Origin of the sequence: Ruegeria arenilitoris (genome assembly GCF_013031355.1) — a bacterium.
Taxonomy (GTDB): domain Bacteria; phylum Pseudomonadota; class Alphaproteobacteria; order Rhodobacterales; family Rhodobacteraceae; genus Ruegeria; species Ruegeria arenilitoris_C.
The window spans coordinates 62,888-85,869 of the sequence record NZ_WPZO01000005.1 but is presented as its reverse complement, the minus strand read 5'-3'; the positions used below and the strand labels follow the sequence as shown (position 1 = coordinate 85,869).

Below are 22,982 nucleotides of genomic sequence, written 5' to 3'. Positions count from 1 at the left end.
CTGATGCATGAAATCTTTCAAAATCGCCGCCGTCGCAGCCATGCTGATTGCCATCGCCGGCGGGCTGTTTCTGTATTGGCGGCACGAGGAACGGTATCCCTCGACCAAAGACGCTTATGTGGGTGCGAACATCATTAACGTGGCGGCGCAGGTGACGGGGCAGGTCGCTGAAGTTCCGGTCACCGACAACCAGCCGATCAAGGCTGGAGATCTGCTGTTCACGATCGACGACACGCAGTTCAAGGCGTCAGTGGATCAGGCACAGGCTGATCTGGACAGTTCGCTTCAACAGGCGCAATCCTATTCCAATCAGATTACTTCGGCTGAGGCGGCGGTTCAGTCTTCTCAATCGGCCTTCAACACTGCCAAGAATAATTTTGAACGGTCCAAGGCGCTGTTTTCGGACGGCGATCTGGCGCAGGTCTCGCTGGATCAGGCGACAACGGCGTTTGCCGAGGCCTCGGCCCGTCTGACCACCAGCCAATCCGAACTGTTGGCGCTGCAAAGCGGGCTTGCCGCGAAGCAGGACGAAGTTTTGGCCGCACGAGCGCAGCTTGAGATTGCACAGGCCAACTTGAATTGGACAAAGGTCTACGCCACCGCAGACGGCTGGATCGCAAACCTGACATTGCGCCCGGGATCGGCCGTTTCGGCTAATGCGCCGCAGTTTTCCATCGTCGAATCCTCTGACTGGTGGGTGGATGCCAATTTCAAGGAAACCGCACTGCCGCGTATCCGACCCGGCCAGCCGGTTACGATCAAGGTTGATATGCTGCCGGGGGTTGCCCTGACGGGCAAAGTGGCCTCGATCGGGCGCGGCTCGGGGGACACGTTCTCGCTCTTGCCGTCTGAGAATTCCAGCGGCAACTGGGTCAAGGTGACCCGCCGGTTCCCGGTGCGTGTGGAACTTGACCCGACCGATGTACCGCTGCGCGTGGGCGGTAGCAGTAAGGTGACCGTGGACACCACAGCGGATCAGTCCGGGAAATGACCGGATCGGCGGCAAGCCGCGTCAATCCGGTGATTGTTGTCGCTGTTGTGCTCAGCGCCATTCTCGAGGTGCTGGACAGCACCATCGTCAACGTCGCGCTGCCCCATATTCAGGCGGCATTTGGGGCCACGACCGATCAGGCGACTTGGATTCTGACCAGCTATATTGTCTCGGCGGTTGTGATCATGCCTCTGACCGGATTTGTCGCTCGCCGCGTCGGGCGCCGGCGGCTGATCCTGACGGCCATCACCGGTTTCACCACGATGTCTGTCATGTGCGGCCTGTCCTGGAGCCTTGAGACCATCGTTTTCTTTCGTCTCGCGCAGGGCATGTTCGGCGCGTTTCTGATCCCGTTGTCTCAGTCCATTCTTTTCGATGCTTTCCCCCGCGAAAAACGCGGCCAGGCGATGGCGGTTTTTGGGCTGGGTGTTGTGGTGGCCCCGGTGTTGGGGCCGACAGTTGGGGCGCTTCTGACCGAGTACTTCTCGTGGCGGATGGTATTTTTCGTCAACCTCCCGGTGGCCGCGATGGCTTTGTTGCTGCTGGCGGGCGAGCTGCCCGATGACAAAACCAAAGAGGTGCGGATCGACTGGGCAGGCCTGGCCCTGCTGGCAATTGGCATCGGCTGCCTGCAATTCATCCTCGATCAGGGCGAGACCAAGGACTGGTTGTCGTCTCGTGTCATTCAGGTGGCACTGATCGCGTCGGTTCTGGGTGCATTGGGGTTCATCGCCCACGCGTTGACCACCAAAAGGCCAGTAGTGGACTTGCGATTTTTCGCGGATCGTAACTTTGCCCTGTGCAATCTGGTCATCGCGGGTTTTGCCATCTCACTGTTTGGCGGCATCGCGATCCTGCCGACCTTTGTGCAGAACCTGCTGGACTATCCCGTTATCGCCTCGGGGCACCTGTTCATTCCGCGTGGCATCACCGCCGGGCTATCGATGGTTGTGACCGGAGCGGTGCTGGTGTCGCGGTTTGATCCGCGTCTTCTGGCCGGGGTGGGGATGCTGTTGACGGCCATAAGCAACTTCATGATGGGCGCGCTGAACATGAATGCCGGGTTCTGGGAATTGGCCTGGCCGGGGGCAGTCAGCGGGCTGGGGATGGGGTTGGTTTTTGTGCCGATGTCGATTCTGGCGTTCGAGAGCATCTCCAAATCCCGGCAGGACGAAGCTTCGGGCCTGTTCAACGTGACCCGGCAACTGGGCTCGTCGGTTGGGATATCGCTGGTGGGCACGTGGGTCGTGCGTGGCTTGCAGACGAATACAGCGGTGCTGAGCCAGAATGTGACGCCATATAATCCGGCGGCGCAGGCTTACCTGCAGCCGCTTGGCTTGACGCCCGAAAGTGCCGAAGGGGCTGCCATTCTGGGGCAGGTGATCGGCCAGCAGGCCGAGCTGATTTCCTATCTGACTGTCTTCAACAATCTGGGATTGCTGGCCTTGGCAACGATACCGCTACTGTTTTTCTGCAAAGCGCCCAAACCCGGAACGCAGGCTGCCGTTGCCGCGCATTAGCGCATCAGCACCAAACCCAGCCATAGGGCAAACCAGCATAATCCGAGGCTGAGCAGGATGTTTCCCGCGGCCAGCACGATTGTCCGTTCCCGCCGCAGCTCCAGCGATTGATACGCAAAGCTGGAAAACGTGGTGAAGCCGCCGCAGAAGCCAAATACCAGCCGTCTTTCTTCCTCGCCCAAGTCCACCGGCCCGCCAAGGTAACCAATCCACAGACCCAGCAGGAGGCTGCCCAGGACGTTCACGATCAGCGTTGCAAAGGGTAGGTCATGGTTGACGCGCAAAGCGATCCAGTGACGCAGAACCGCGCCCAATCCGCCGCCCAATCCGAACATGGCGTGAAGAAATAACGCGCTCATCCCGCCGACCTCTGCCCGTGAAGCCGCCGCCCAAGGGCCTCGCCCAGAATGGCCGCGGCAAGCCCGACGGCAATTTCTAGTGAGGCGGCGGAAATGGCACTCCAAAGGTGCGTTTCAGCCATTCGTTCCAGCTCGGCTACAAAAGAGGAAAAGGTCGACAACCCGCCGCAGAACCCGACCGCCCCCAGATGCAGCACATGCGCGTGGACGCGGTTGCGAACCGCATAAAGCCAGCCCAGCACGAAACAGGCCACAATATTGATGCCGAAAGTTGCCGTCAGCACTGGAGCACCGGGGATCTGGGCCGAGAACGCCTCGCGCAGCAACGATCCCGCCGCGCCGCCAACAAAAACAGCGACGAACATGATGGCCGTGGTCCGGACGGCTGGTCGGGTTTTTGTCACGGCCGGTTGTCCTGCTCAAGTTTACCTCAGTCTCGGCATACCTACTGCCGAAGCTTGGATCAACTGCCACCAAATCCTCTGCCTGCCTCACAATCCCGCCGGATCGCGTGAGCCCGGGCGCAAACGCTTGCAATCAAATGTCGATTTGATCCACGGTTGCTACAAGGTTGATATGGCAGCACTTTGGGAGAGCACGAAATGATTGTACGCAGACTCTATTATATCCTGAGCTACGTGTGCCTTCCCCTGACCTTGCTGTGGGGGTTTTTCTGGCCACCGGCCCATTGGTTGCTGGTGATCCTGATCCCCTATGCCGTGGTTGGTCTGTATGACATGCTGACCACCAAGCACAACGTGCTGAACAACTACCCGGTTCTGGGCCATTTCCGGTATATGCTGGAATTCGTCAGCCCAGAAATCCGTCAGTATTTCGTGGAGACCAACGAAAGCGGGCGCCCTTACAATCGGATCATTCGCAGCCTGGTCTATTCTCGTGCCAAGGGGCAGGTGGACACACAGGCATTTGGCACTCAGTACGACATCCTGACCGTGGGCTATCACCGGGCCAACCACTCGCTTGCGCCCAAGGAGGTCCCGGAAAGTGAAGAGCGGATCATGCTGGGTGGGCCGCAATGTACAAAACCCTATAGCGCCTCGCGTCTGAACGTGTCGGCCATGAGCTTCGGTGCACTCAGCGCCAATGCGATCCGGGCGTTGAACGGCGGTGCTAAGGACGGCGGTTTTGCGCATAACACCGGCGAGGGCGGGCTGTCCCCGCACCATCTGGCCGAAGGTGGAGATATCATCTGGCAGATCGGTACTGGATATTTCGGGTGTCGCACACCGGACGGCGGGTTCGACAAGGACCTGTTCGCGGAAAAGGCCAAAAAAGACGTGGTTAAGGCGATTGAGATCAAACTGTCCCAAGGCGCAAAACCGTCCCATGGAGGGGTCTTGCCCGCAGCTAAGGTGGATAAGGAAATCGCGGAAATCCGCGGCGTGCCCGAGCATCAGGATGTTATCTCTCCGCCCATCCACTCGGCCTTTGAAGGGCCAACCGGTCTATTGCATTTCGTCCAACACCTGCGAGAGATGTCGGGCGGCAAACCCATCGGGTTCAAACTGTGTATCGGCAGGCCGTCCGAGTTTATGGCGATCTGTAAGGCGATGCTGGAAACAGGCATTCTGCCCGATTTCATCACCATCGACGGCGCCGAAGGCGGCACCGGCGCGGCTCCCGTCGAATTTACCAACCGCCTGGGTATGCCGCTGAACGAGGCGCTTATCTTCGTCAACAACTGCCTGCGCGGCGTGGGGCTGCGTGATAAAATCCGGATCATCTGCTCGGGCAAGGTCGCCACCGGCTATGACATGGTCGAAAAGTTCGCACTCGGTGCGGATATGTGCAACGCCGCGCGGGCGATGATGTTTGCGGTGGGCTGTATTCAGGCATTGCATTGCAACACCAACCGCTGCCCTTCGGGCGTAGCGACGCAGGACCCGATCCGTGGACGGGCGGTGCATGTACCGCAAAAACGTAAACGGGTTCATCGTTTCCACGACGCCACATTGGAGAGCTTTCGCGAACTTCTGGGCGCGATGGGCAAGGAAAAGGTCTCGGACCTGCATCCGGGCGATATCCGCCGCCGCACAGCGGATGAGAGGGAGTGGTCCTATGCCGACCTTTATACGTTCATCGACGACGGCGTTTTGCTGACGGACTCGATCCCGGATGGATTCGCGGCGGATTGGAAAATGGCCTCTGCGGATCATTTCTGATTTTTTTCGCCCTGCCGCCAAGGATTGACCGTTTCGATCCGTCCTACCCTTTGTGATGCGCATGACAACATCGGATGAGGATCTGGCCAAAGCCGCTGCAAAAGGGGACGCTGACGCGTTTGCTGCCCTGTTGGCGCGGCATTACGACCGGGTTTTCCGTTTGGCCTTTCGCCTTACCGGGCGGGCTGATCAGGCTGAAGACTTGACGCAGGATATCTGCGCGGCATTGCCATCCAAGATTGCCGGGTTTCGGGCGCAGGCCAAATTCACCACCTGGCTGTACCGGGTTGTTGTCAACGCCGCCGAAGACGCACGCCGCCGCCAGGCCAGCCACAGCCGCGCCGCAGTTGGGTGGGGCGATGTCGAACAGATGCGGCGGGCCGAGGCTGCGGAAACCGCCGAGGCCGTTGATTGGCTGCAACGGGCCATGCGATCGCTGCCGCAGGAATTGCAAGACACGCTGGCCCTGACGCTGGAAGACGAAATGACCCATGCCGAAGCCGCTGAAGTACTGGGCGTGTCCGAGGGCACGGTGTCCTGGCGCATGTCGGATATCCGCAAGCGCCTGCGCGCCCTGCGGCAAGAGGAGCTGGCCCCATGACAGACGATCTTGAAGACCTCAAAACGCTGATGAATGCCGCCACCCCCGCGCCGGACGCGCAGCGGCGGGCAAAAAATCTGGAACAGGCGCAGAAAATTTTCGACCGGGCCCAAGGATCGCGTGCCGCCATGCGTCCGACTGTCAAGCGAGGCCTGATGGCCCGCGTGACAGAAGGAGCGAAATCCATGTTGAATGCCCTCTCACATCGCGGTGCTTTGACCGCAACAACCGCCATCGCTGCTGTGGCTCTGGTAGTGATCCTGCCGCAGACCCGCGATTACGTGGTGAACCCCACATCTTGGACCGAAAACCGCCGGGCTGAAGCGCCGGTTCCGACAGTGGAAACAGATCAGGAGGCTGCGGTTGAACACAGCCTATTGCAGGATGCCCTGCCGGATTCGATTGTTGAGGAACCAATGGTGCTTGAAGAAGCTATGCCGCCTTCAACGCCCCCCCGCGTTTTAAGCAAACGGGCAACCACAGGTTTGAGTGCCACAACCGAACTTAGGGAGGGTGCGGAATTATTCGGCGGCACAGCCTCAATAGCGCCTTCGCCTATTCAAAGTGATCTTCATATTGTACCCGAACAGAACGCCGAATCCTTCGCGAATGCCGAAACCAACCCGCTGAAAGTTACGGCGGAAGACCCGGTGTCGACCTTCTCAATTGACGTTGATACGGCCTCTTACTCGATCATCCGGTCGTCGTTGATGCGCGGCCAACTGCCGTCGAAAGACGCGGTGCGGGTGGAAGAGATGGTGAACTATTTCCCCTACAGCTATCCTGCGCCCGAAGGGAATGCGCCGTTCCGCCCGACCATTACCGTTTCACCAACGCCGTGGAACGGCGGCACACAGCTGGTTCATATCGGCGTTCAGGGAGCGCTTCCGCAGATCGAGGATCGCCCGCCGCTAAACCTCGTTTTTCTGATCGACACGTCTGGGTCGATGCAGGATGCGAACAAGCTTCCATTGCTGAAACAATCCTTCCGCCTGTTGCTGTCGGAACTGCAGCCTGATGACCAGCTCTCGATCGTTACCTATGCGGGTAGTGCCGGGCAGGTGCTGGAGCCGACGGCAGCCTCGGAGAAAGCCAAGATCCTGACCGCGCTGGATCGGTTGGAGGCCGGTGGCTCGACCGCCGGGCAGGCCGGGTTGCAACAAGCTTATCAGGTTGCAGAAGACATGGCCGACGACGGAGAGGTGACCCGCGTCATTCTGGCCACCGATGGTGATTTCAATGTTGGCCTGTCTGACCCCGACGCCCTGAAAGATCTCATCGCCCGCAAACGGGACAGCGGTACCTTCCTGAGCGTTCTTGGTTTTGGGCGGGGCAATCTGGACGACGCGACCATGCAGGCGTTGGCGCAGAACGGGAACGGGCAGGCGGCCTATATCGACACGCTGGGCGAGGCGCGCAAAGTGCTGGTTGACCAGTTGACCGGGACCCTGTTCCCGATTGCCAATGACGTCAAGATTCAGGTCGAATTCAACCCGGTGCAAATCGCCGAGTACCGCCTGATCGGATACGAAACCCGAGCCCTGCGGCGCGAGGATTTTTCGAATGACAAGGTGGACGCAGGGGATATTAGCGCAGGGCACACCGTGACGGCGATCTACGAGGTGACGCCTGTGGGCTCGGACGCGATCCGAAATGGCCCGCTGCGCTATGCCGAACAATCGGTATCCGATGGGTCCGACGAGATCGGGTTCTTCAAGATGCGCTACAAACTGCCCGGTGAAACCGAAAGCCAGTTGATTGAGGAACCGATCCTGCCGGGGCAGGGGCAGGCGACCGGGGATGTCCAGTTCTCATATGCCATCGCGGGTTTTGGCCAGTTGCTGCGTGGCGGGGAATATCTGGGCGGTTGGTCGTATGAAGATGCGATCAGGCTTGCCAACGGGGCTAAGGGTCAGGACCCGTTCGGCTATCGGGCCCAAGCCGTCACCCTGATGCGTCTGGCCGAAACGCTGTCCCAGTAATGCTTGCCTCGGGGCGCTGATTTTCAGCAGCGCCCCTTTTGGCTGACGTCAAAACTGGCGCGGAGTGTTGGCGGCGTGGGTGTGTATTTTACGTACGCTCCATTCCACTGCGTCCCGCATGGTTTTGCCCAGAGCCTCATCAAAGGCTCTGACCAGATCCGGGGTCTGGTCGCTGGCCGCGATTACGAACTCCCTAAACGAATCCGAGGCGATGATCTTGTCCTCGAACTCGTCAATGATCTTGATGTTGATGCGAACTTCGACCCGGATGGTTTGGTTGCCGTCCGCATCGCTGATCACCATTCCCTGAAATTCCCGCAGGTCAGGAACGACGACGTAATCCGCGCGCAATCCGACGGTTGATCGGCCGACGGCGGCGACCTTGCCGCTGTTTTCAAAGCTCTCGACCAGCAGCGCCTGAACGATCAGTGGAGCGCGATCTACCCAGCGCGCGCGCGGCAGGTACTGAACCTGCAAAGGCGTGGGCTGGATAGCGATCTGATCGGTATTGACCGCCGCGGTGGCCGTTGGTTCCTGCACCACGATCTGCCTTTGAACGCGCGGCAGCGACGACGAGAACGTGCTTTTGGGCGTCAACAGGTACAGGTCGTTTGGTTTGGAGGCTTGCCGCAGCGTCCCCAGACCCGTGCAGCCCCCCAGCGACACAAGGGCAAGAACCACAAGAAAAAGCCTGATCATTGGCGAAACTCCGATGCCTGGGTTCCAAGTAGGAAGCGCGCGGGGTCACGTTCGACCTTGTCGACGAGCCGGTCCAGACTGATAACCAGCCGCTGTGACTCTTCAACAAAACGAGTGAACTGGGGCAGGCCGACCCGCAGGAAATCTGACAGTTGGCGGCGGTTGTCCTGAACGATACCGTCGATCGTGCCCATCAGTTCCGAGGCAGATTGGGACGCGCTGAGGATGTCGGCCGAGATATCATCCAGCCGCTCGGTGACGTTTTTCACGGTCGACGAAATCTCGTTTGCCGCCGTGCGGATGTCGTCCATCACGGCACCGACATCTTCGTTTATGACTTTGTTGGCCGAGTCAAAGGCGCGCTCGGCGGAGGTCAGGGTGCCTCTTGCGGTCTCCATCGCGCCGGTGATGGACCCCAGTGTCTCGTTTGCGTTCAGGAACGTCTCCGAGATCGTCGCCAGGGCAATGTCAGCCTCACCCGACAGGCCGTTCAGGTTTTCGGCCAAAGTCGTCGCCCGTTCGATCAGTGGGCGGACATCTTGCTGAATGACGCGGTCGGTGTTTTCGATGGCCGTCTTGGCGCTGTCCAGGGTGGCGGTCGCGGACGCAGACGCAGTCTTTATGCTTTCCAATGTGTCCGTGCCGGTTGTCAGAGTTGTCTCGGCCTTTTCTATCAACGGGTCCAGTTTGTTGGTAAAGTCAGCGAGTTTCTTTGCCGCGCCGCCCAGATCAGAAGACAGGTTTTCGAAATCTGACAGGGTCTTGTCCAACCGGCCCGATGCCGAGGCGACATTTTCCAGGATATCGCTGACCGATTTGCGGTTCTTGTCATCGACCACGGCATTGAGGTTTTCCAGCAGGGTGACCGCCTCGTCCAGCACTTTCGGAGCACCTTCGAACAGTGATTGGATCGCACTGCGCCTGCTTTTGATCACACTGTTCTGTGGCAACCGCATACCGCTGGCCGATCCTCCGGTCAGTTCGACATAACTGACCCCTGTCACGCCCAGAGATTGCAGCTGTGCAATCGTATCCTCGGTCACGGGGATGTCGGCATCGACCTCAAGTTTGACCCGCACCTTCGACGGGTCGTTGTCGTCCAGTTGCAGCGAAATTACCTGTCCGACCGGCAGGCCGTTAAAACTTACACCGCCCGCCGCCGACAGGCCCGAGACATTGTCGAACAGCACGTCGTAATAGGCGTATTGCCGCGACACTTCGAATTTGGCGAGCCAGAGGAAAAAGCCGAACGCCCCCAGAATACCCGCAAGGGTGAAGGCGCCGATCAGGATATAATTCGCTCGGGTTTCCATGGCCTCTACCTGTCCTGCCCCTTCTCTTGCGCCGCGCGCGCCCGGGGGCCGGTGAAGTATTCCTGCACCCAAGGATGATCGACTTTGGTCATTTCTTCAATCGGTCCTTCAACCAGAACGCGTTTTTCCGCAAGAACCGCGATGCGGTCACAAATCGCATAAAGGCTGTCCAGATCATGCGTGACCATGAAGACGGTAAGCCCCAGCGCGTGCTGCAATTCTCCGATTAGTTCGTCATAGGCCGCTGCCCCGATCGGGTCTAACCCGGCGGTGGGCTCGTCCAGAAACACGATCTCGGGGTCCAGCGCCAAGGCGCGAGCCAAGGCCGCACGTTTGCGCATCCCGCCCGACAGTTCCGAGGGGAATTTGCCGCAACTCAGTTGCGGCAGGCCGACAAGGCTGATCTTCAGACTTCCTAGGGCCTGCATCAGCTTTTCGCTGATGCCTGTGTGTTCGCGCAGCGGCGCCATGACGTTCTGCAAAACGGTCAGCGAGGAAAACAGGGCGCCGTCCTGAAACGCAACGCCCCAACGCTTTTCGATGCGTCGGCGTTCCTGTTCCGGGCCGTTCAACACGTCGACACCCAGCACCTCGATAGTGCCAGAGGCGGGTTTGTTCAGCCCGACAATCGTGCGCAGCAGCACCGACTTACCAGTGCCCGAGCCGCCAACGATGCCCAGCACCTCGCCGCGCCAGACATCCAGATTGAGGTTGTCGTGCACGACCTGCGGTCCGAACCGGTTGGTCAGGTTGCGCACGCGGATCACCGCCTCACGCTGGGCGTTGGTATCCGAGGTCTGTTCCAGCACGGTTCCGTCCATGTCAGACGTCCAACGCCGAGAAGAAGATCGAGAACAGAGCATCCAGCGCAATGACCATGAAGATGGCTTGCACCACCGAGGCCGTTGTTCTCTGGCCGACGCTTTGGGCCGATCCCTTGACCTGCATCGCCTGCCAGCACGCAATCACGCCGATCACCAGCGCAAAGAACGGGGCTTTGATCATGCCGACGGCGAAATGCCAGATACCGGTGCTTTCCTTCAAACGGGTCACGAACATGCCGGGGCTGATGTCCAGATCGATCCAGCTCATCAAGCCACCGCCAAAAAGGGCTGCCATATCGGAAATGAAGCCAAGGATCGGCAGCATTATCAACAGGGCCACGACCCGCGGGATTACCAGCACCTCAATCGGGTCCAGACCCAGCGTGCGCATGGCGTCGATCTCTTCCTGCACTTTCATTGATCCGATCGACGCGGTGAAGGCCGACCCGGACCGGCCCGCAACGATGATGGCCGTCAGCAGGATGCCCAACTCACGCAGCACCGAGATCGAGATCAGCTCGACCACGAAAATCTCGGCCCCGAACTGTTTCAGCTGGGTGGCGCCCTGAAAGGCCAGCACGACACCGATCAGGAATCCCATCAGGGCCACAATCGGGATCGCCTTGAAGCCGACCTCTTCCATCTGCGACACCAGTGCGGCCCGGCGCAGCCGCCACGGCATCACTATGGTTCGGACCAATCGATGCAGCGTCAGGCCCAGAAAACCCAACATCGAAAGCGTGTCTTTCCACGACCCGACGGTGCGCATGCCAATACTGGCGACCCAGTCGGCAAAGCTGCGGCGTTCGGCTACGATCCCCGGATCGTCGGGTATGTTCTCGGCTACGGTCTCAAGCAGGGCGGAATGGGCCGGGCTCAGCCCTTCGAACCGGACTTCGGCTCCGGCGGCGCGCTCCCGCCGTGCCAGATCAGCAATCAGCCAGGCTCCGCCGGTATCCAGCGCTTCGATTTTGGACAGGTCAAATGTGACCTGGCCACCCTGCGGCTTTATCGCCGCGAATGCCTGTTCCACTTTTTCCAGAGACTGGGTCAGCATTTCGCCCGAAACACGCAGGCAGACGCCGTCGGCGTCATGGTCCGGATGTATCATGGGCTGCGTCATGTCGATATGTGATGTGAAACCGTGTTGGGCTGCAACGGATTTCTGCGCAGCGCCGGGAATTGCCGCCGTGCAATAGCAGTAGTGTGACAATTTCGGAGCGACCCGGCGCCGGTGCGGTCGAATGCGTGAATCAACCCTGCTTTTCGTTTAAGTTCAGTTTTTATGCCTGATCAAAACCCAAGGTCAGGAAGTAGTTGCCCGATCGCCCGAACCGCGACAAAGATCACAGCTGAAACGCCACGGTGGAATCAGGTTAGGCCAAATGCAGAAACCCGGAAATGTCCTGTTCATCATCATCGACCAGTTGCGGGCGGACTGCCTGAACGGGGCCCTTGCGGCCCATGTCGATCTGCCAAACCTGCGCGCATTCATGGATGAGGCGGTGACCTTTGACCGGCACTTTTCGGTCACCAACCCTTGCGGGCCGTCGCGCGCCTCGATCCTGACGGGGCAATATGCGATGAACCATCGGTCAATCCGCAATGGCACACCTTTGCGGCATGACACCCCAAGCATAGCGACCGAGATGCGCAAGGCTGGCTACCTACCCATGCTGTTCGGCTATACCGACACATCAGCCGATCCGCGAGTCTTCGATCCGGGCGATCCGATCCTGAAGTCCTATGAAAACCCTATGGCCGGATTTCACGAAGTCATCGAAATGCGGTTGGAGGAGTCTTATCCCTGGCAGTCATATCTGATGCAGAAAGGGTACGAATTTGAGAAATACTGGGACGTGTACAAGCCGGTTTCGCTAAACGGTGGTGCGCCGCGCCTGAACGATCCTGCCCTATATCGGGCCGAGGACAGCGACACCGCCTTTCTGACCGATGCGTTCCTCAGCAGCATGGCGCCGTTCAAGGACCAGAACTGGTTTGCGCATCTGACCTATATCCGTCCACACCCGCCTCTGGTCGCGCCGGCCCCTTACAATGATATGTACGATCCGGATGCGCTGCCCCTGCCGGCCGGGTTCTCAAATACTGCTGACGAAAGTGCGATGCACCCCTTCTTTGGCCCCGCGATGGAAAAGCAATCGGCGAAGGATTTCGTCGAAGGGTTCGATAACGTGGATCCGACGCCCGAAAACGCCCGGACACTACGCTCGGTCTATCTGGGACTGGCGACCGAAGTGGATCATCATGTCGGCCGTGTCATCCAGTTCCTCAAGGACAGTGGTCAATATGACAATACCCTTGTGGTGATCACCGCCGACCACGGAGAGATGTTGGGCGACCGCCACACCTGGGGCAAGATGACGGTTTATGACGCAGCCTATCACACGCCGCTGATCATCCGGATGCCCGGTAATCACGATCAGGCGGGAACCGTGGTTACTGTGCCAACAGAATCCATCGACATCACCCCGACCATACTGGATTGGGCGGGGTCGCCGATCCCGAACGCGATGGACGGGCGATCCCTGATGCCGTTGCTGCAAGGGCAGATCCCGGAGGATTGGCGCAGCTATTCGTTCAGCGAACTGGATTTTTCGGCCCCCGAAAACCCCAGCTTGTGGCAACAGAAGCTGGGTACGGGCAACAGCGACTCGTGTTTGGATATCTTGCGGGATGACCGTTTCACGCTGGTCGAATTCGCCGCCGATCTGCCGCCGCTTCTGTTTGACCATCAGGGCAAGGGCGAAATGGAGAATGTTGCCGAGAGCACCGACTATGCCGCGGACCTCGCGCGTCTGGGGCGGATGATGCTTCGGCACCGGATGCGCAACATGGATCACACGCTGTCGCTGTGTTCCCTGACATCGGACGGGGCAAAGACCAAACCGCGATACTGACCCAATCTGTCGCGTCTGTGCCCTCTACACCTGTGGCAGATCCGGTGTTACGCATGTGCTACGGGGAGGGCGAATTTGGACATTACCGAAAAGCACATAAAGGAAATGACGACCGCCGGTCTGAATCTGATCGGGCAGGCGTTGTCGATTTATGACAGCCAATTGCGGTTGGTTGTCAGCAACCGGCCGTTTCAGGTGATGTTCGATTTGCCGGACGAACTGGTCCTACCCGGAGCGCTGTTCCGGGACACGATCCGCTTTCTGGCAGCGCGGGGTGAATACGGCACAGACGCGGATGTAGAAGCAACCGTAGAGTTGAGGGTTCAACAGGCGCTGACCTTTGAACCGCATTACATGGAACGTGTGCGTGCCAACGGTCGGGTGATTTCGGTCGAAGGGGCGCCTCTGCCCAAAGGCGGCTGGGTTTCCGTTTACACCGATATCACTAACACCAAAAAAGCCGAGGCCCTGCTGCGCGCCCGATCCGAGGAATTGTCGGGCCAGTTGCTGGACCGTGCCGAAGAGCTTTCGGCAACCAACCGAAAACTGGCCGCCACCAATGCCGCGCTGGAAGAGGCCAAACGCCAGCTGACCGAGATCGAAGCCCGCACGCGTATGACGACCGAGATGATGCCGGCCCATATCGCGCATCTGGACCCGGACGGGCGCTATGATTATTCGAACCGCCGGCTCAGCTCGGTCATGCCGGGCCGCCCCTCTGAAATTCTGGGTATGCATGTCTCAGCGGCTTTGGGGTCCGCGGCCTTCCCGCGTGTCGAACCCCATCTGAAAAAGGCCTATGGCGGCGAAGCATCGGTGTTCGAGTTTACCGAAGATCAGGATTCCCGCCGTATCCGCGTGTCGTTTTCCCCGGATGGTGAAGGTGGCGTCTATGTGATGTCGGTCGACATCACCGAGGAAACTCAGGCTCGCGTTGCCCTGCAACAGACCCGACGCCGGGCGATGGCGGCGCAGATGACCAGCGGGCTGGCGCATGATTTTTCAAACCTGTTGACGATCATTCTGGGAATGCAGTCGCGGCTGGAAAAGATGGACCTGCCGGCCGAGGCTCGGGAACTGGTGAATGCCACCCAGCAAACCGCCCGGCGGGGCGGGCAGTTGTTGAACAGGATCGCGGACATGACCGGAAACCGCACCTTTCAGCCGAAAGCGACCGATATGCGTGGTCTGCTGGAGGATCTGCGCGTTCTGGCCTCTCCCTCCTTGCCGCGCGGCGTGGGGCTGTCGGTGGTCAACACTTTGCCCGACGAGGCGTTGATGCTGGACCCAGGCATGGTTCAGGACGCGCTTTTAAATCTGGTGCTGAACGCACGTGATGCCTGCGGCGGGTTCGGTCAGATCACCATCAGTGCGCATAAGATTGGCGACATCTGGATTGAAATCGCGGTCTCGGACACCGGATCAGGCTTTTCCGAGGAAGGCTTGGAGAAGGCTCTGAACCCGTTCTTCACTACCAAAGGCAGCAAAGGGTCCGGGCTGGGTTTGCCAATGGTCTACGACACCGTGAAACTTGCGGGAGGAGATCTGAACCTGCGCAATACTCCTTCGGGCGCGACTGTGGCCATGCGTTTGCCCTATCGTCCGGCCCCACCGAAACAGGAGGGCCTTGTCCTACTGGTCGAAGACAATGACGACCTGCGTTGGCAGTTTCGGGATATGCTGGTCGAGCTTGGGTTCTCGGTGATCGAGGCAACCTCGGTCGACGAAGCCCTAGCGCTGACGGCGGATATCGACGACATTGCTTTTGTGCTGTCGGACATTCGTTTGGAAGGGCAGGGGACCGGTCTGGATTTGCTGGCACAGCTTAAGCCTGCGCTGCCTTGTATACTTATGACCTCATTGCCCTATTCTGATCCACTGCATCGGCGGGCGCTGACGCTGGCACCGGTGCTGAGCAAGCCGTTTACACGGGCGCAACTCTCCGCCCTGATCCGAACTGAGGCCGCCTGATGACACAACCACTGGTCACTATTGTCGATGATGAGCCCGAAATCCGGCGTGTTCTGACCGACGCGCTGGAAGAGGCGGGCTTTCGTACCCAGAGCTTTTCCCGCGCTCGGGAATTCGAAGCTGCGTTGAAACGCGTGACGCCGGATGTGTGCCTGGTCGATTTGTCCTTGCCAGACACTGACGGTCTCGCGCTTGTTCACCGGCTGGCGCTGGAACAGGGGGCGGCGGTGATCATCATTTCGGGCCGGGCCCAGGTGCAGGATCGCGTCACTGGACTGGAGCTAGGGGCCGATGATTACATCACCAAACCGTTCGACCCTGCCGAGGTCGTGGCCCGCATCCGGGCAAGGTTGCGGTCCCCGCGCGCGCAGGCGTCGCAATCGGATGTGGCACGTTTCAATGGCTGGACCGCGCATTTTGATCGTTACGTTCTGGAGGATGGCAGCGGAACGGAAACACCGTTCAGCCATGCGGAAGGCGAGGTTTTGCGGCTGTTTCTGGAAAGTCCCAAACGCCTGATCAGCCGGGCCCAGATGCAGGAAGCACTGGGCGGTGCCGCAGGTGACAGTTTCGACCGGGCGATGGATGTACGGATATCCCGGCTGCGAACGAAACTGGGCGAGGATCCCAAAAATCCGCGCCTTATCAAGACGATCTATGGTGCGGGATATATTTTTTTGGGGGATGTCGAGTGGCGGTAAAACGCCGATCAAAATCTTGCGGTTTGATTGACTTTGTTGTCCCAACGATAAAAAAGACTAGGAATTACATGTTGTTATGTGCGAATTGGGCCGAAAAGACTGCACTTGATGTCAACCGGGACACATCGGCCTCAATATCTGCATGCTGCCTATGGATTCTTGGGGCAGTCGCGCATAACTAACAGCACCGTGCCCGACCGTTGCCGCAATGGAGCGGGTTGGGAATGAGGTAAGACCATGTCGCCGTCAGGCATCGGAACCGCTGAAGGTTTTGGAGAAAAAAATGTTCAATAAAACCTGGGCCAAATGGAAATCCAGTCATATCGGCCGTTTGCTGGGCGAGAGTCTTCGAAACCAAGGTTGGTTATACGGGATCGCGATGGCTGCCATGGTTGTGGTTGCCGGGACAACTGCAGGAACCGCGTGGATGATGGAAAACATTGTCAACGCGATGACTGAGCCAGAAATGCGGTCCAAGGTTGGATGGGTCGCCCTTGCCGTAATCGGGTTGTTTTTTAGCAAGGCAGCCGCCTCTTACGTTCAGGCGGTTTTTCTGGCGCGGGCCGGGAACCGTATTATCGCTGTTCAGCAGGAACGCTTGTACGCGAAGCTGATCAAGCGCGGGGTTGGCTTTTTCTCCAGAAACGAATCCTCCGGCTTGTTGATGCGAGTCACTAATGGTGCGCAGGCAGCCAGAGTGCTGGTTGACGTCGTCGTGACAAGCTTTGTGCGCGATCTGCTGACTTTGGTCGGTCTTGTCTTCGTGATGATCTATCAGCAGCCGATGCTGTCTGTATTGTTCTTTGTCGTAGGCCCGGTGGCATTGGTGAGTGTTCGGATGCTGCTGAAGCGCGTCAAAGCGATCATGCAGTCCGAATTGATGGCCCTGTCCGAAATCATCAAGGTTCTGCAAGAGACATCTGGCGGCATCACGATCATCAAGGTTTTCGCTCTTGAGAAACATATGACCGGTCGGATGAACGGCGCAATTCGGGCCGTCGAAGAACGGGCGAACTCGATTTCCAAACTGCAGTCTGTTGCCAGCCCTCTGATGGAGTTTCTGGCGGGTCTTGCGATTGCGGGCATCCTGGTGATCAGTGCCATTGGCTTCGGAGACAGCGAACCAACGTCTGCAGGCCAGTTGATGTCGTTTATCACGGCCCTTTTGATGGCGTATGAACCCGCAAAACGATTGTCGCGGATGCGCGTTGTCATTGAGACGACGCTTGTTCCAATCGGTATGATGTTCGAACTTCTGGATGAAGAAGAACCCATGCGTGAACGCCCCGACGCCAAGGCAATGGAACCCGGACCGGGCGAAATCCGCCTTAAGGACCTTACCTTTGGCTACAAAGGGGATACCCCGGTTATCTCGAATATGAACCTAACCTTCGAGGCGGGTAAAACCACGGCTTTGGTTGGTCAGTCGGGTGGTGGCAAATCAACAATCTTCGGTCTGATCTTGCGGTTTTACGATCCCGATTCCGGGGCGGTCGAAATTGATGGTCAGGACTTGCAGGGCGTCACCTTCGCCTCATTGCGGCAAAAGATATCCTATGTTGGCCAGGAGACGTTTTTGTTCTCGGCTTCAGTCATGGATAACCTGCGGTATGCGCGGCCCGACGCCACTGACGAAGAGGTAATGGAAGCCGCCCGTGCCGCCCATGCCCACGATTTCATCAGCAAGCTGGAATATGGCTACGATACCCCGGTTGGAGAGAGGGGCGCGTTTTTGTCCGGCGGGCAAAAACAGCGGCTGGCCATCGCGCGTGCGATTCTGCGCAAGTCCGAAATCCTGTTGCTGGACGAAGCGACCAGTGCCCTCGATGCGGAATCCGAGACGCTTGTGAAAAAAGCTCTGGACAAGCTGACCGAGAATGTAACGACTATCGTCATCGCCCACAGGTTGTCGACCGTACTTGAGGCGGACAAGATCTTCGTCATTCAGGACGGCGAAGTTCTTGAAGAAGGCAATCTTGAATCGCTGATCGAGAAGGACGGGGTGTTCCGTCAGTTGTTCGACCACCAGTTCAAACAGCCGGCTGCCGAGGAAGCAACCTCCTCGCAATAACGTCTGGGAGCCCAAGGGATTCAGTCGGTACTTGCCGGGTCTGTGCCGACTGTCGAGGTCCCTATTCGCGCAAAGCTCTGTCCTTGATTTTGACCACGGGCTGCAGCAGATATTCCAGAACCGTTTTGCGGCCCGACAGGATATCAACCTCGGCAATCATGCCGGGGATGATTTCGACGGCGACGCCGTCGGCATCGAGCATCGCATTGCTGGTTTCAATCTCGACGACGAAAACCTCTTCGTCGTTGCGCTCGGACCGTGTGATCGTATCGGCACCGATCCGCATGATCTGGCCGTCCAACGCCCCATATCGGGCAAAATCATAGGCCGTGATCTTGACCTTGACGGACTGCCCCGCGTGCAGGAACGCAATGTCTTCCGGCCGTACGTAGGCTTCGACCAGCAGCGTGTCATTCAGGGGTACGATCTCAATCAGTTCCTCCCCGCTTCGCGCCATTCCTCCGATTGTGCTGCGATGCACCCGGTTGACGATGCCGCGCACCGGAGACCGCACCTGCGCCCTATCGGCCCGATCCCGAAGTGCGGGCAAGACCGGTTGCAGCGCGGCAAGTTCGGTGGTTGCCACCGCCAGATCGGTCAGCGCGGCGCTGCGAAACCGGCTGCGGGTCGCGCGGATGCGGTCATCTATTTCGTCCAATCCGGTCTTCAGTCTTTTGCTCGCGGCCACAGCACGGGTTTTCCGACCTTCCCATTCGGCCTCTCCGCGGCGCAGCGTCAATAGCGTGGTTGCGGGTTCCATCCGTTTTTCCACCAGAGGTTCCATCATCGCGCGCTCTTCCGCCAAAAGCCTGAGCGTTTCGTCGGCGGTGATCCGGTCCACAAGGCCTTCTTCATACTCCTGCTGCCTTTGTTGGCGTTGGCGTTCAAGGATGGCTATTTCGGCGTGCAACTCAGATTGTCGCCCTTGGTACAGGGCGGCTTCTGATCGGACGACCTCGGGGGCGCCTTTGATCAGTTCCGACGAAAAACTGAGGTCAGTGCCGTCGATTTCGGCTTGCAGGCGTTGCGTTCGCGCCATCAGGCCGTAAGCGCGTTGCTGCTCCTGGCTGAACTGGCTGTCGATCTGGGTTGTTTCGAACTCCATCAACAACATGCCCTTGTCGACCACCTGTCCTTCCCGAATTTTCAATGATTGCAGAACTCCGGGTTCCGTGGCTTCGATCACCTGCACGTCGGCCGAAGGCACAATCCGTCCATCCACCCGGGTCACGTCGTCTAACTCGGTCAAATGCGCCCAAAGGCCCAGTGCGATCAGGCAGGAGGCGATCACCAGCAAAAGTAGGGAACCGCGTATCGGTGAGCGTCCGCGCATCTCACGCGCAAGGGTGGCGAGGTCAGGATGCCGCGACATTCAGATGCCTCCCTGCTTTGCGGGCGTGTTGAGCGAGCATACTCTTGGGACCATCGGCAGCCACACGCCCGCCTTCGATGACAATGACCCGGTCGACCAGTTCCAACAGGCTGGTGCGATGGGTGACGATGACCATCGTGGTGTCCTGAGTTGCCTGTTTGAGGCGCCCGATCACCTCGGCTTCGGTTTTCACGTCCATCGCACTGGTGGGTTCATCCAATAGCAGAACCGGAGGGCGTCCGATCAGGGCTCTGGCCAGCGCGATGGCCTGTCGTTGCCCGCCGGACAGTCCTTCGCCGCGCTCGGCCAGTTGAAGATCGTATCCGTTGGGATGTTGGGCGACGAAGTCTTCCACTCCGGCCACTTTTCCTGCGCGGATCAGATCCTGATCCCGTGGCCGAACAGTGCCGCTGCTGATGTTTTCACGCACGGTCCCGGAAAACAGCCAGATGTCCTGCAACACGGAGCCGACATTGCGGCGCAGATCACCCGGATCAATCTGGCGGATATCCACGCCATCCAGCAGGACAGAACCGGTTCGCGGCTCGTAAAGCCCAAGCAACAGACGCGAGATCGTGCTTTTTCCGGAGCCGATTGGCCCCAAAATCGCAACCTTTTCACCGGGTTCGATCGAAAAGGACACCCCGGCCAATGTATCTTCGGCCTGATCCGGGTAGGCGAAATGGACATTCTTGAAACTGACGCGCCCATCAAAGCTGTTCCGGCTGATCCAACTGCGTCCATGCGGCCGTTCGCTCTCGGCCTGCATCAATGCGTTCAGATTGCGATACGCGCTGCGGGCCTGATTGACACGGGTCAGGGTCTGGGCAAGCTGTCCCAGCGGAGCCAGCGCGCGCCCGGTCAGCATCACAGAGGCAACCAGCGCTCCCATGCTCGCTTGCCCATCGGTGATCAGAAACACGCCATAAAAAACGATCAAAACCTGCGCGGCCTGCTGGGTGAAGCCGGTCAGGTTCAGGGCGAACTGGGTTACCATACGGCTGCGCGCACCGTGCGAGGATTGACGCTCGATCGCGTTTTCCCAGCGGGTTCGCATTGGTCTGGCCGCCGCTGTGGTCTTGATCGTCTCAAGCCCCGAAACGGTTTCCACCAAAACAGATTGCTTGGACTGGCCGTCGGAGAAGCTTTTTTCGGCCAGACGCGACAGTATTGGCTGAACGGCCACTCCGGCCAGCAAGACAATCGGAACCGCAAGGGCAGGGATCAGGGCCAGCGGACCGCCGACCAGATGGATGACAAAGACGAACAGGGCAATGAATGGCAGATCGACCAACGCAACCAGCGTTGCCGAAGTAAAAAACTCGCGAAGGGTTTCGAACTCTCGCACAGTGCTTGCCATGGCGCCGGTTGACCCGGTACGAGACTTCATGCGGATGTTCAGGACCTGATCGAAAACACGCCGCCCCATCTGCATGTCGGCCCTTTGTCCGGCGCGGTCGATGAATCCGGCGCGCAACAATTTCAATAGGAAGTCGAACCCCAAGGCGAGACCCACACCGGCAGTCAGGGCGATCAAGGATTCGGTGGCCTCGTTGGGCAATACGCGGTCATAGACAACCATGATGAAGATCGATGTGGACAGGCCCAGCAAGTTTGCCAGCGCCGCGGCCAGAACCACTTGCGTATAGGACCACCGGTTTGCCGCCATCGCCGACCAGAACCAATGATCGGCCGAGGGGGATTCACCGCCCGATACCTCGGCCCGATGGTCGCGGCGAAACAGGATTGCGTATCCGGTATACGTGCGGCCCAGTTTGTCCTCAGACACTTCGCCGATCCCGTCCCCGAGGTCGGGGTCGAATATCAGAAGGCTCCCGTCACGCGTGCGGCCGTGGAACACAACGGCTTTGTCGTTCTCCAAAATCAACAGGGCAGGTGACAGGGTCGTGTCAAAGCCCTGCAACCTGTGCTTGCCATAACCAGCCTGCAAACCGGCACTTTGTGCCACTTCGATGGCGTCGCGAAGGGTAAGTTTATCTGATGCGCCGGTTTGGGCAGCGTGCAAGGCGGCCAATGTCAAAGGGCGGTCCAGTTGGGCCCCGACATGCAGCAGACAAGCCTCGAGTGGAGAAAGCGAAGGCGCGCACGATATAGGCAAAAGCTGTGTCATAGACCGTCACCCCATTTCACCGTTGAGACGCCCAGCAGATCCAGGATGTCGCCCGTGAGGCTCAGCGCGGCGTAGTTGGTCAGAAAGAAGTTCTGTTCGGCCAAGATCAGTCTTTCCTGCGCGTTCACATAATCCCGCTGTGCATCCAGAATTTCGATCAAGCTGCGCCTGCCGATGGTAAACTGTTCGCGTGCGGCGGTGACACTGTCGGCGTTGGCCTGCACGGCAACCCGGGCTGCCTGAAGGCGAATTGCGCCGGCTTGCTGGTCAGAGCGGACGAACCCCAGCTCACGGCGAATGTTCCGGATGACCGAGTCCCGTGCGAATTCCGCTTCTTTTACCTGGGCCTCGGCGGCCGCAATGGCGGCCCGTCGTTGCCCCGTACTGTCGATTTCGTAGTTGAAAGACAGATCGACCCCGAAATTCGCGTCATTGCTGTCATCCCGGTCGGCAAAAGCTGCGATTTCAACGCCCGGCTGGCGGCGTGCGAGGGCGGCGGCCTGCTCCGCCTTTGCCGACAGCAGGGCTGCGTCGGCTCGCCTGACCTGCGGGCTATCCATAACGATCTGAGTATCGGTCCGCGACAGTTTCGGAGCCGTGACAGGCGGTGGGAGAGCCGCTGGAGCAGCACCAAAGAACTCCCGATATTGGGCGTCTGCCCGGTCCAGGCGTGCCCTTGCATCTGCCATCCTCGTCTGCGCATCTGCCATGCGTGAGCGCGCCGTCAAAACGTCAGCATTCGATCCCACACCCTGTTCCGTACGTTCTGTGATCTGGCGCACCAGCTCTTCATGAACCGCTACGTTCCTTGTCGATATTTCCAGAATTTTCCGCCGGTCAAGAACCACGACATAGGCTTCGATTGCTGACAGCGCGACGGCCGATGCCGTCTGTACCTGGTCTCCGCGGCTTTGCAACACGCGGGCTTTTGCTGCGGTCAGATCATTCGACGCAGCGCCGCCGTCGTATACCAACTGTGAAATGCGCAGGTACGGGGTGACATCGGCAATGTCGGAGTCGATACGTTCGGACCGTGCGTTTACGCCGACGGACAGGCGGGGTAAAAATGCTCCTTTGGCGGCATCCTCGTTGGCTGCAGCTATCTCCAGCCTCGTGGCACTTTGCGCCAGATCCGGGTTTGTTTCGACAGCAGCCCTGATCCGCTGACCAAACCCACTCTGCGCCAGCCGAGGCGCAGGTGCGCTCGCGCCGGCCCCGACCGCACCGCTGGACAGGGACATCTCAACCCCTGTCAGGTCAGGCGTGGGCGTGCAGGCCGACAACATGACGGCAATGAAAAGAAAAGGTGCAAATCCAAGTCTGCGATTGAGTATAGGCATAGGTGT

18 protein-coding genes are annotated in these 22,982 nt (G+C 59.0%); 9 read left to right on the top strand and 9 right to left on the bottom strand.

What is annotated here, in order from left to right; translation table 11 throughout:
• Positions 1-7 precede the first annotated feature (7 nt).
• Entirely contained in the window at positions 8-991 is a 984-nt protein-coding gene (locus GOX63_RS13420; protein ID WP_170545964.1) for an HlyD family secretion protein, read from the top strand.
• Positions 988-2,511, top strand: coding sequence for a DHA2 family efflux MFS transporter permease subunit (locus GOX63_RS13415; protein ID WP_170326679.1), 1,524 nt, complete (start codon positions 988-990; stop codon positions 2,509-2,511). Before GOX63_RS13420 ends, GOX63_RS13415 begins: the two co-directional genes overlap by 4 nt.
• Here the strand turns inward: GOX63_RS13415 and GOX63_RS13410 are convergent.
• Both GOX63_RS13410 and GOX63_RS13405 read right to left on the bottom strand, forming a co-directional pair.
• Positions 2,508-2,870: a fluoride efflux transporter FluC gene (locus tag GOX63_RS13410; RefSeq protein ID WP_170326680.1), complete on the bottom strand. Its 363-nt coding sequence runs from the start codon at positions 2,868-2,870 to the stop codon at positions 2,508-2,510. The genes GOX63_RS13415 and GOX63_RS13410 overlap by 4 nt on opposite strands.
• Positions 2,867-3,274, bottom strand: a complete 408-nt coding sequence (locus tag GOX63_RS13405; protein ID WP_367646722.1) for a fluoride efflux transporter FluC — start codon at positions 3,272-3,274, stop codon at positions 2,867-2,869. Before GOX63_RS13405 ends, GOX63_RS13410 begins: the two co-directional genes overlap by 4 nt.
• 198 nt (positions 3,275-3,472) lie before the next feature.
• Between GOX63_RS13405 and GOX63_RS13400 the strand changes: the two genes are divergently transcribed.
• From GOX63_RS13400 to GOX63_RS13390, 3 genes are all read left to right on the top strand, one after another.
• Positions 3,473-5,053 carry an FMN-binding glutamate synthase family protein gene (locus tag GOX63_RS13400; RefSeq protein WP_170326681.1) on the top strand — a complete coding sequence of 527 codons (1,581 nt, stop codon included), beginning with the start codon at positions 3,473-3,475 and terminating at the stop codon, positions 5,051-5,053.
• Between the two features lie 61 nt (positions 5,054-5,114).
• A complete protein-coding gene (locus GOX63_RS13395; protein WP_170326682.1) occupies positions 5,115-5,654 on the top strand; it encodes an RNA polymerase sigma factor in 540 nt (179 codons plus the stop codon).
• Positions 5,651-7,636, top strand: coding sequence for a vWA domain-containing protein (locus GOX63_RS13390; RefSeq protein ID WP_170326683.1), 1,986 nt, complete (start codon positions 5,651-5,653; stop codon positions 7,634-7,636). The genes GOX63_RS13395 and GOX63_RS13390 overlap by 4 nt, the downstream gene beginning before the upstream one ends.
• A gap of 48 nt (positions 7,637-7,684) precedes the next feature.
• Here the strand turns inward: GOX63_RS13390 and GOX63_RS13385 are convergent, their stop codons facing one another.
• Genes GOX63_RS13385 through GOX63_RS13370 form a run of 4 tightly spaced genes read right to left on the bottom strand, consistent with a single transcriptional unit; the run spans position 7,685 to position 11,583 of the window.
• A complete protein-coding gene (locus GOX63_RS13385; RefSeq protein ID WP_170326684.1) occupies positions 7,685-8,335 on the bottom strand; it encodes an ABC-type transport auxiliary lipoprotein family protein in 651 nt (216 codons plus the stop codon).
• A complete protein-coding gene (locus GOX63_RS13380) occupies positions 8,332-9,648 on the bottom strand; it encodes an MlaD family protein (RefSeq protein WP_170326685.1) in 1,317 nt (438 codons plus the stop codon). The genes GOX63_RS13385 and GOX63_RS13380 overlap by 4 nt, the downstream gene beginning before the upstream one ends.
• A 5-nt stretch (positions 9,649-9,653) precedes the next feature.
• The gene (locus tag GOX63_RS13375; protein ID WP_170326686.1) at positions 9,654-10,469 is read right to left on the bottom strand and encodes an ABC transporter ATP-binding protein; all 816 of its coding nucleotides are present in this window, start codon (positions 10,467-10,469) and stop codon (positions 9,654-9,656) included.
• A 1-nt stretch (position 10,470) separates the two neighbouring features.
• Positions 10,471-11,583, bottom strand: coding sequence for an ABC transporter permease (locus GOX63_RS13370; protein ID WP_254435952.1), 1,113 nt, complete (start codon positions 11,581-11,583; stop codon positions 10,471-10,473).
• A 274-nt stretch (positions 11,584-11,857) separates the two neighbouring features.
• On the opposite strand from GOX63_RS13370, the gene GOX63_RS13365 reads away from it, so the two are divergent.
• The 4 genes from GOX63_RS13365 to GOX63_RS13350 all read left to right on the top strand — a co-directional run bounded on the left by GOX63_RS13365 (position 11,858) and on the right by GOX63_RS13350 (position 18,133).
• Positions 11,858-13,390: an alkaline phosphatase family protein gene (locus GOX63_RS13365; protein WP_170326688.1), complete on the top strand. Its 1,533-nt coding sequence runs from the start codon at positions 11,858-11,860 to the stop codon at positions 13,388-13,390.
• Positions 13,391-13,495: 105 nt separating this feature from the next.
• A complete protein-coding gene (locus GOX63_RS13360) occupies positions 13,496-15,361 on the top strand; it encodes a hybrid sensor histidine kinase/response regulator (RefSeq protein WP_437436613.1) in 1,866 nt (621 codons plus the stop codon).
• Positions 15,361-16,062: a response regulator transcription factor gene (locus GOX63_RS13355; RefSeq protein ID WP_170326690.1), complete on the top strand. Its 702-nt coding sequence runs from the start codon at positions 15,361-15,363 to the stop codon at positions 16,060-16,062. Before GOX63_RS13360 ends, GOX63_RS13355 begins: the two co-directional genes overlap by 1 nt.
• Before the next feature lie 283 nt (positions 16,063-16,345).
• On the top strand, positions 16,346-18,133 hold the full coding sequence (locus GOX63_RS13350; RefSeq protein ID WP_170545959.1) for an ABC transporter ATP-binding protein: 1,788 nt from the start codon (positions 16,346-16,348) through the stop codon (positions 18,131-18,133).
• Positions 18,134-18,194: 61 nt separating this feature from the next.
• On the opposite strand, the gene GOX63_RS13345 is transcribed toward GOX63_RS13350, so the two are convergent.
• From GOX63_RS13345 to GOX63_RS13335, 3 genes are read right to left on the bottom strand one after another with little or no spacing between them, the layout of a single operon-like run.
• A complete protein-coding gene (locus tag GOX63_RS13345) occupies positions 18,195-19,505 on the bottom strand; it encodes an HlyD family type I secretion periplasmic adaptor subunit (protein ID WP_170545956.1) in 1,311 nt (436 codons plus the stop codon).
• A complete protein-coding gene (locus GOX63_RS13340; protein ID WP_170326693.1) occupies positions 19,489-21,636 on the bottom strand; it encodes a type I secretion system permease/ATPase in 2,148 nt (715 codons plus the stop codon). The genes GOX63_RS13345 and GOX63_RS13340 overlap by 17 nt, the downstream gene beginning before the upstream one ends.
• Positions 21,633-22,976: a TolC family protein gene (locus tag GOX63_RS13335; protein ID WP_170545953.1), complete on the bottom strand. Its 1,344-nt coding sequence runs from the start codon at positions 22,974-22,976 to the stop codon at positions 21,633-21,635. The genes GOX63_RS13340 and GOX63_RS13335 overlap by 4 nt, the downstream gene beginning before the upstream one ends.
• Between the last annotated feature and the right edge of the window lie 6 nt (positions 22,977-22,982).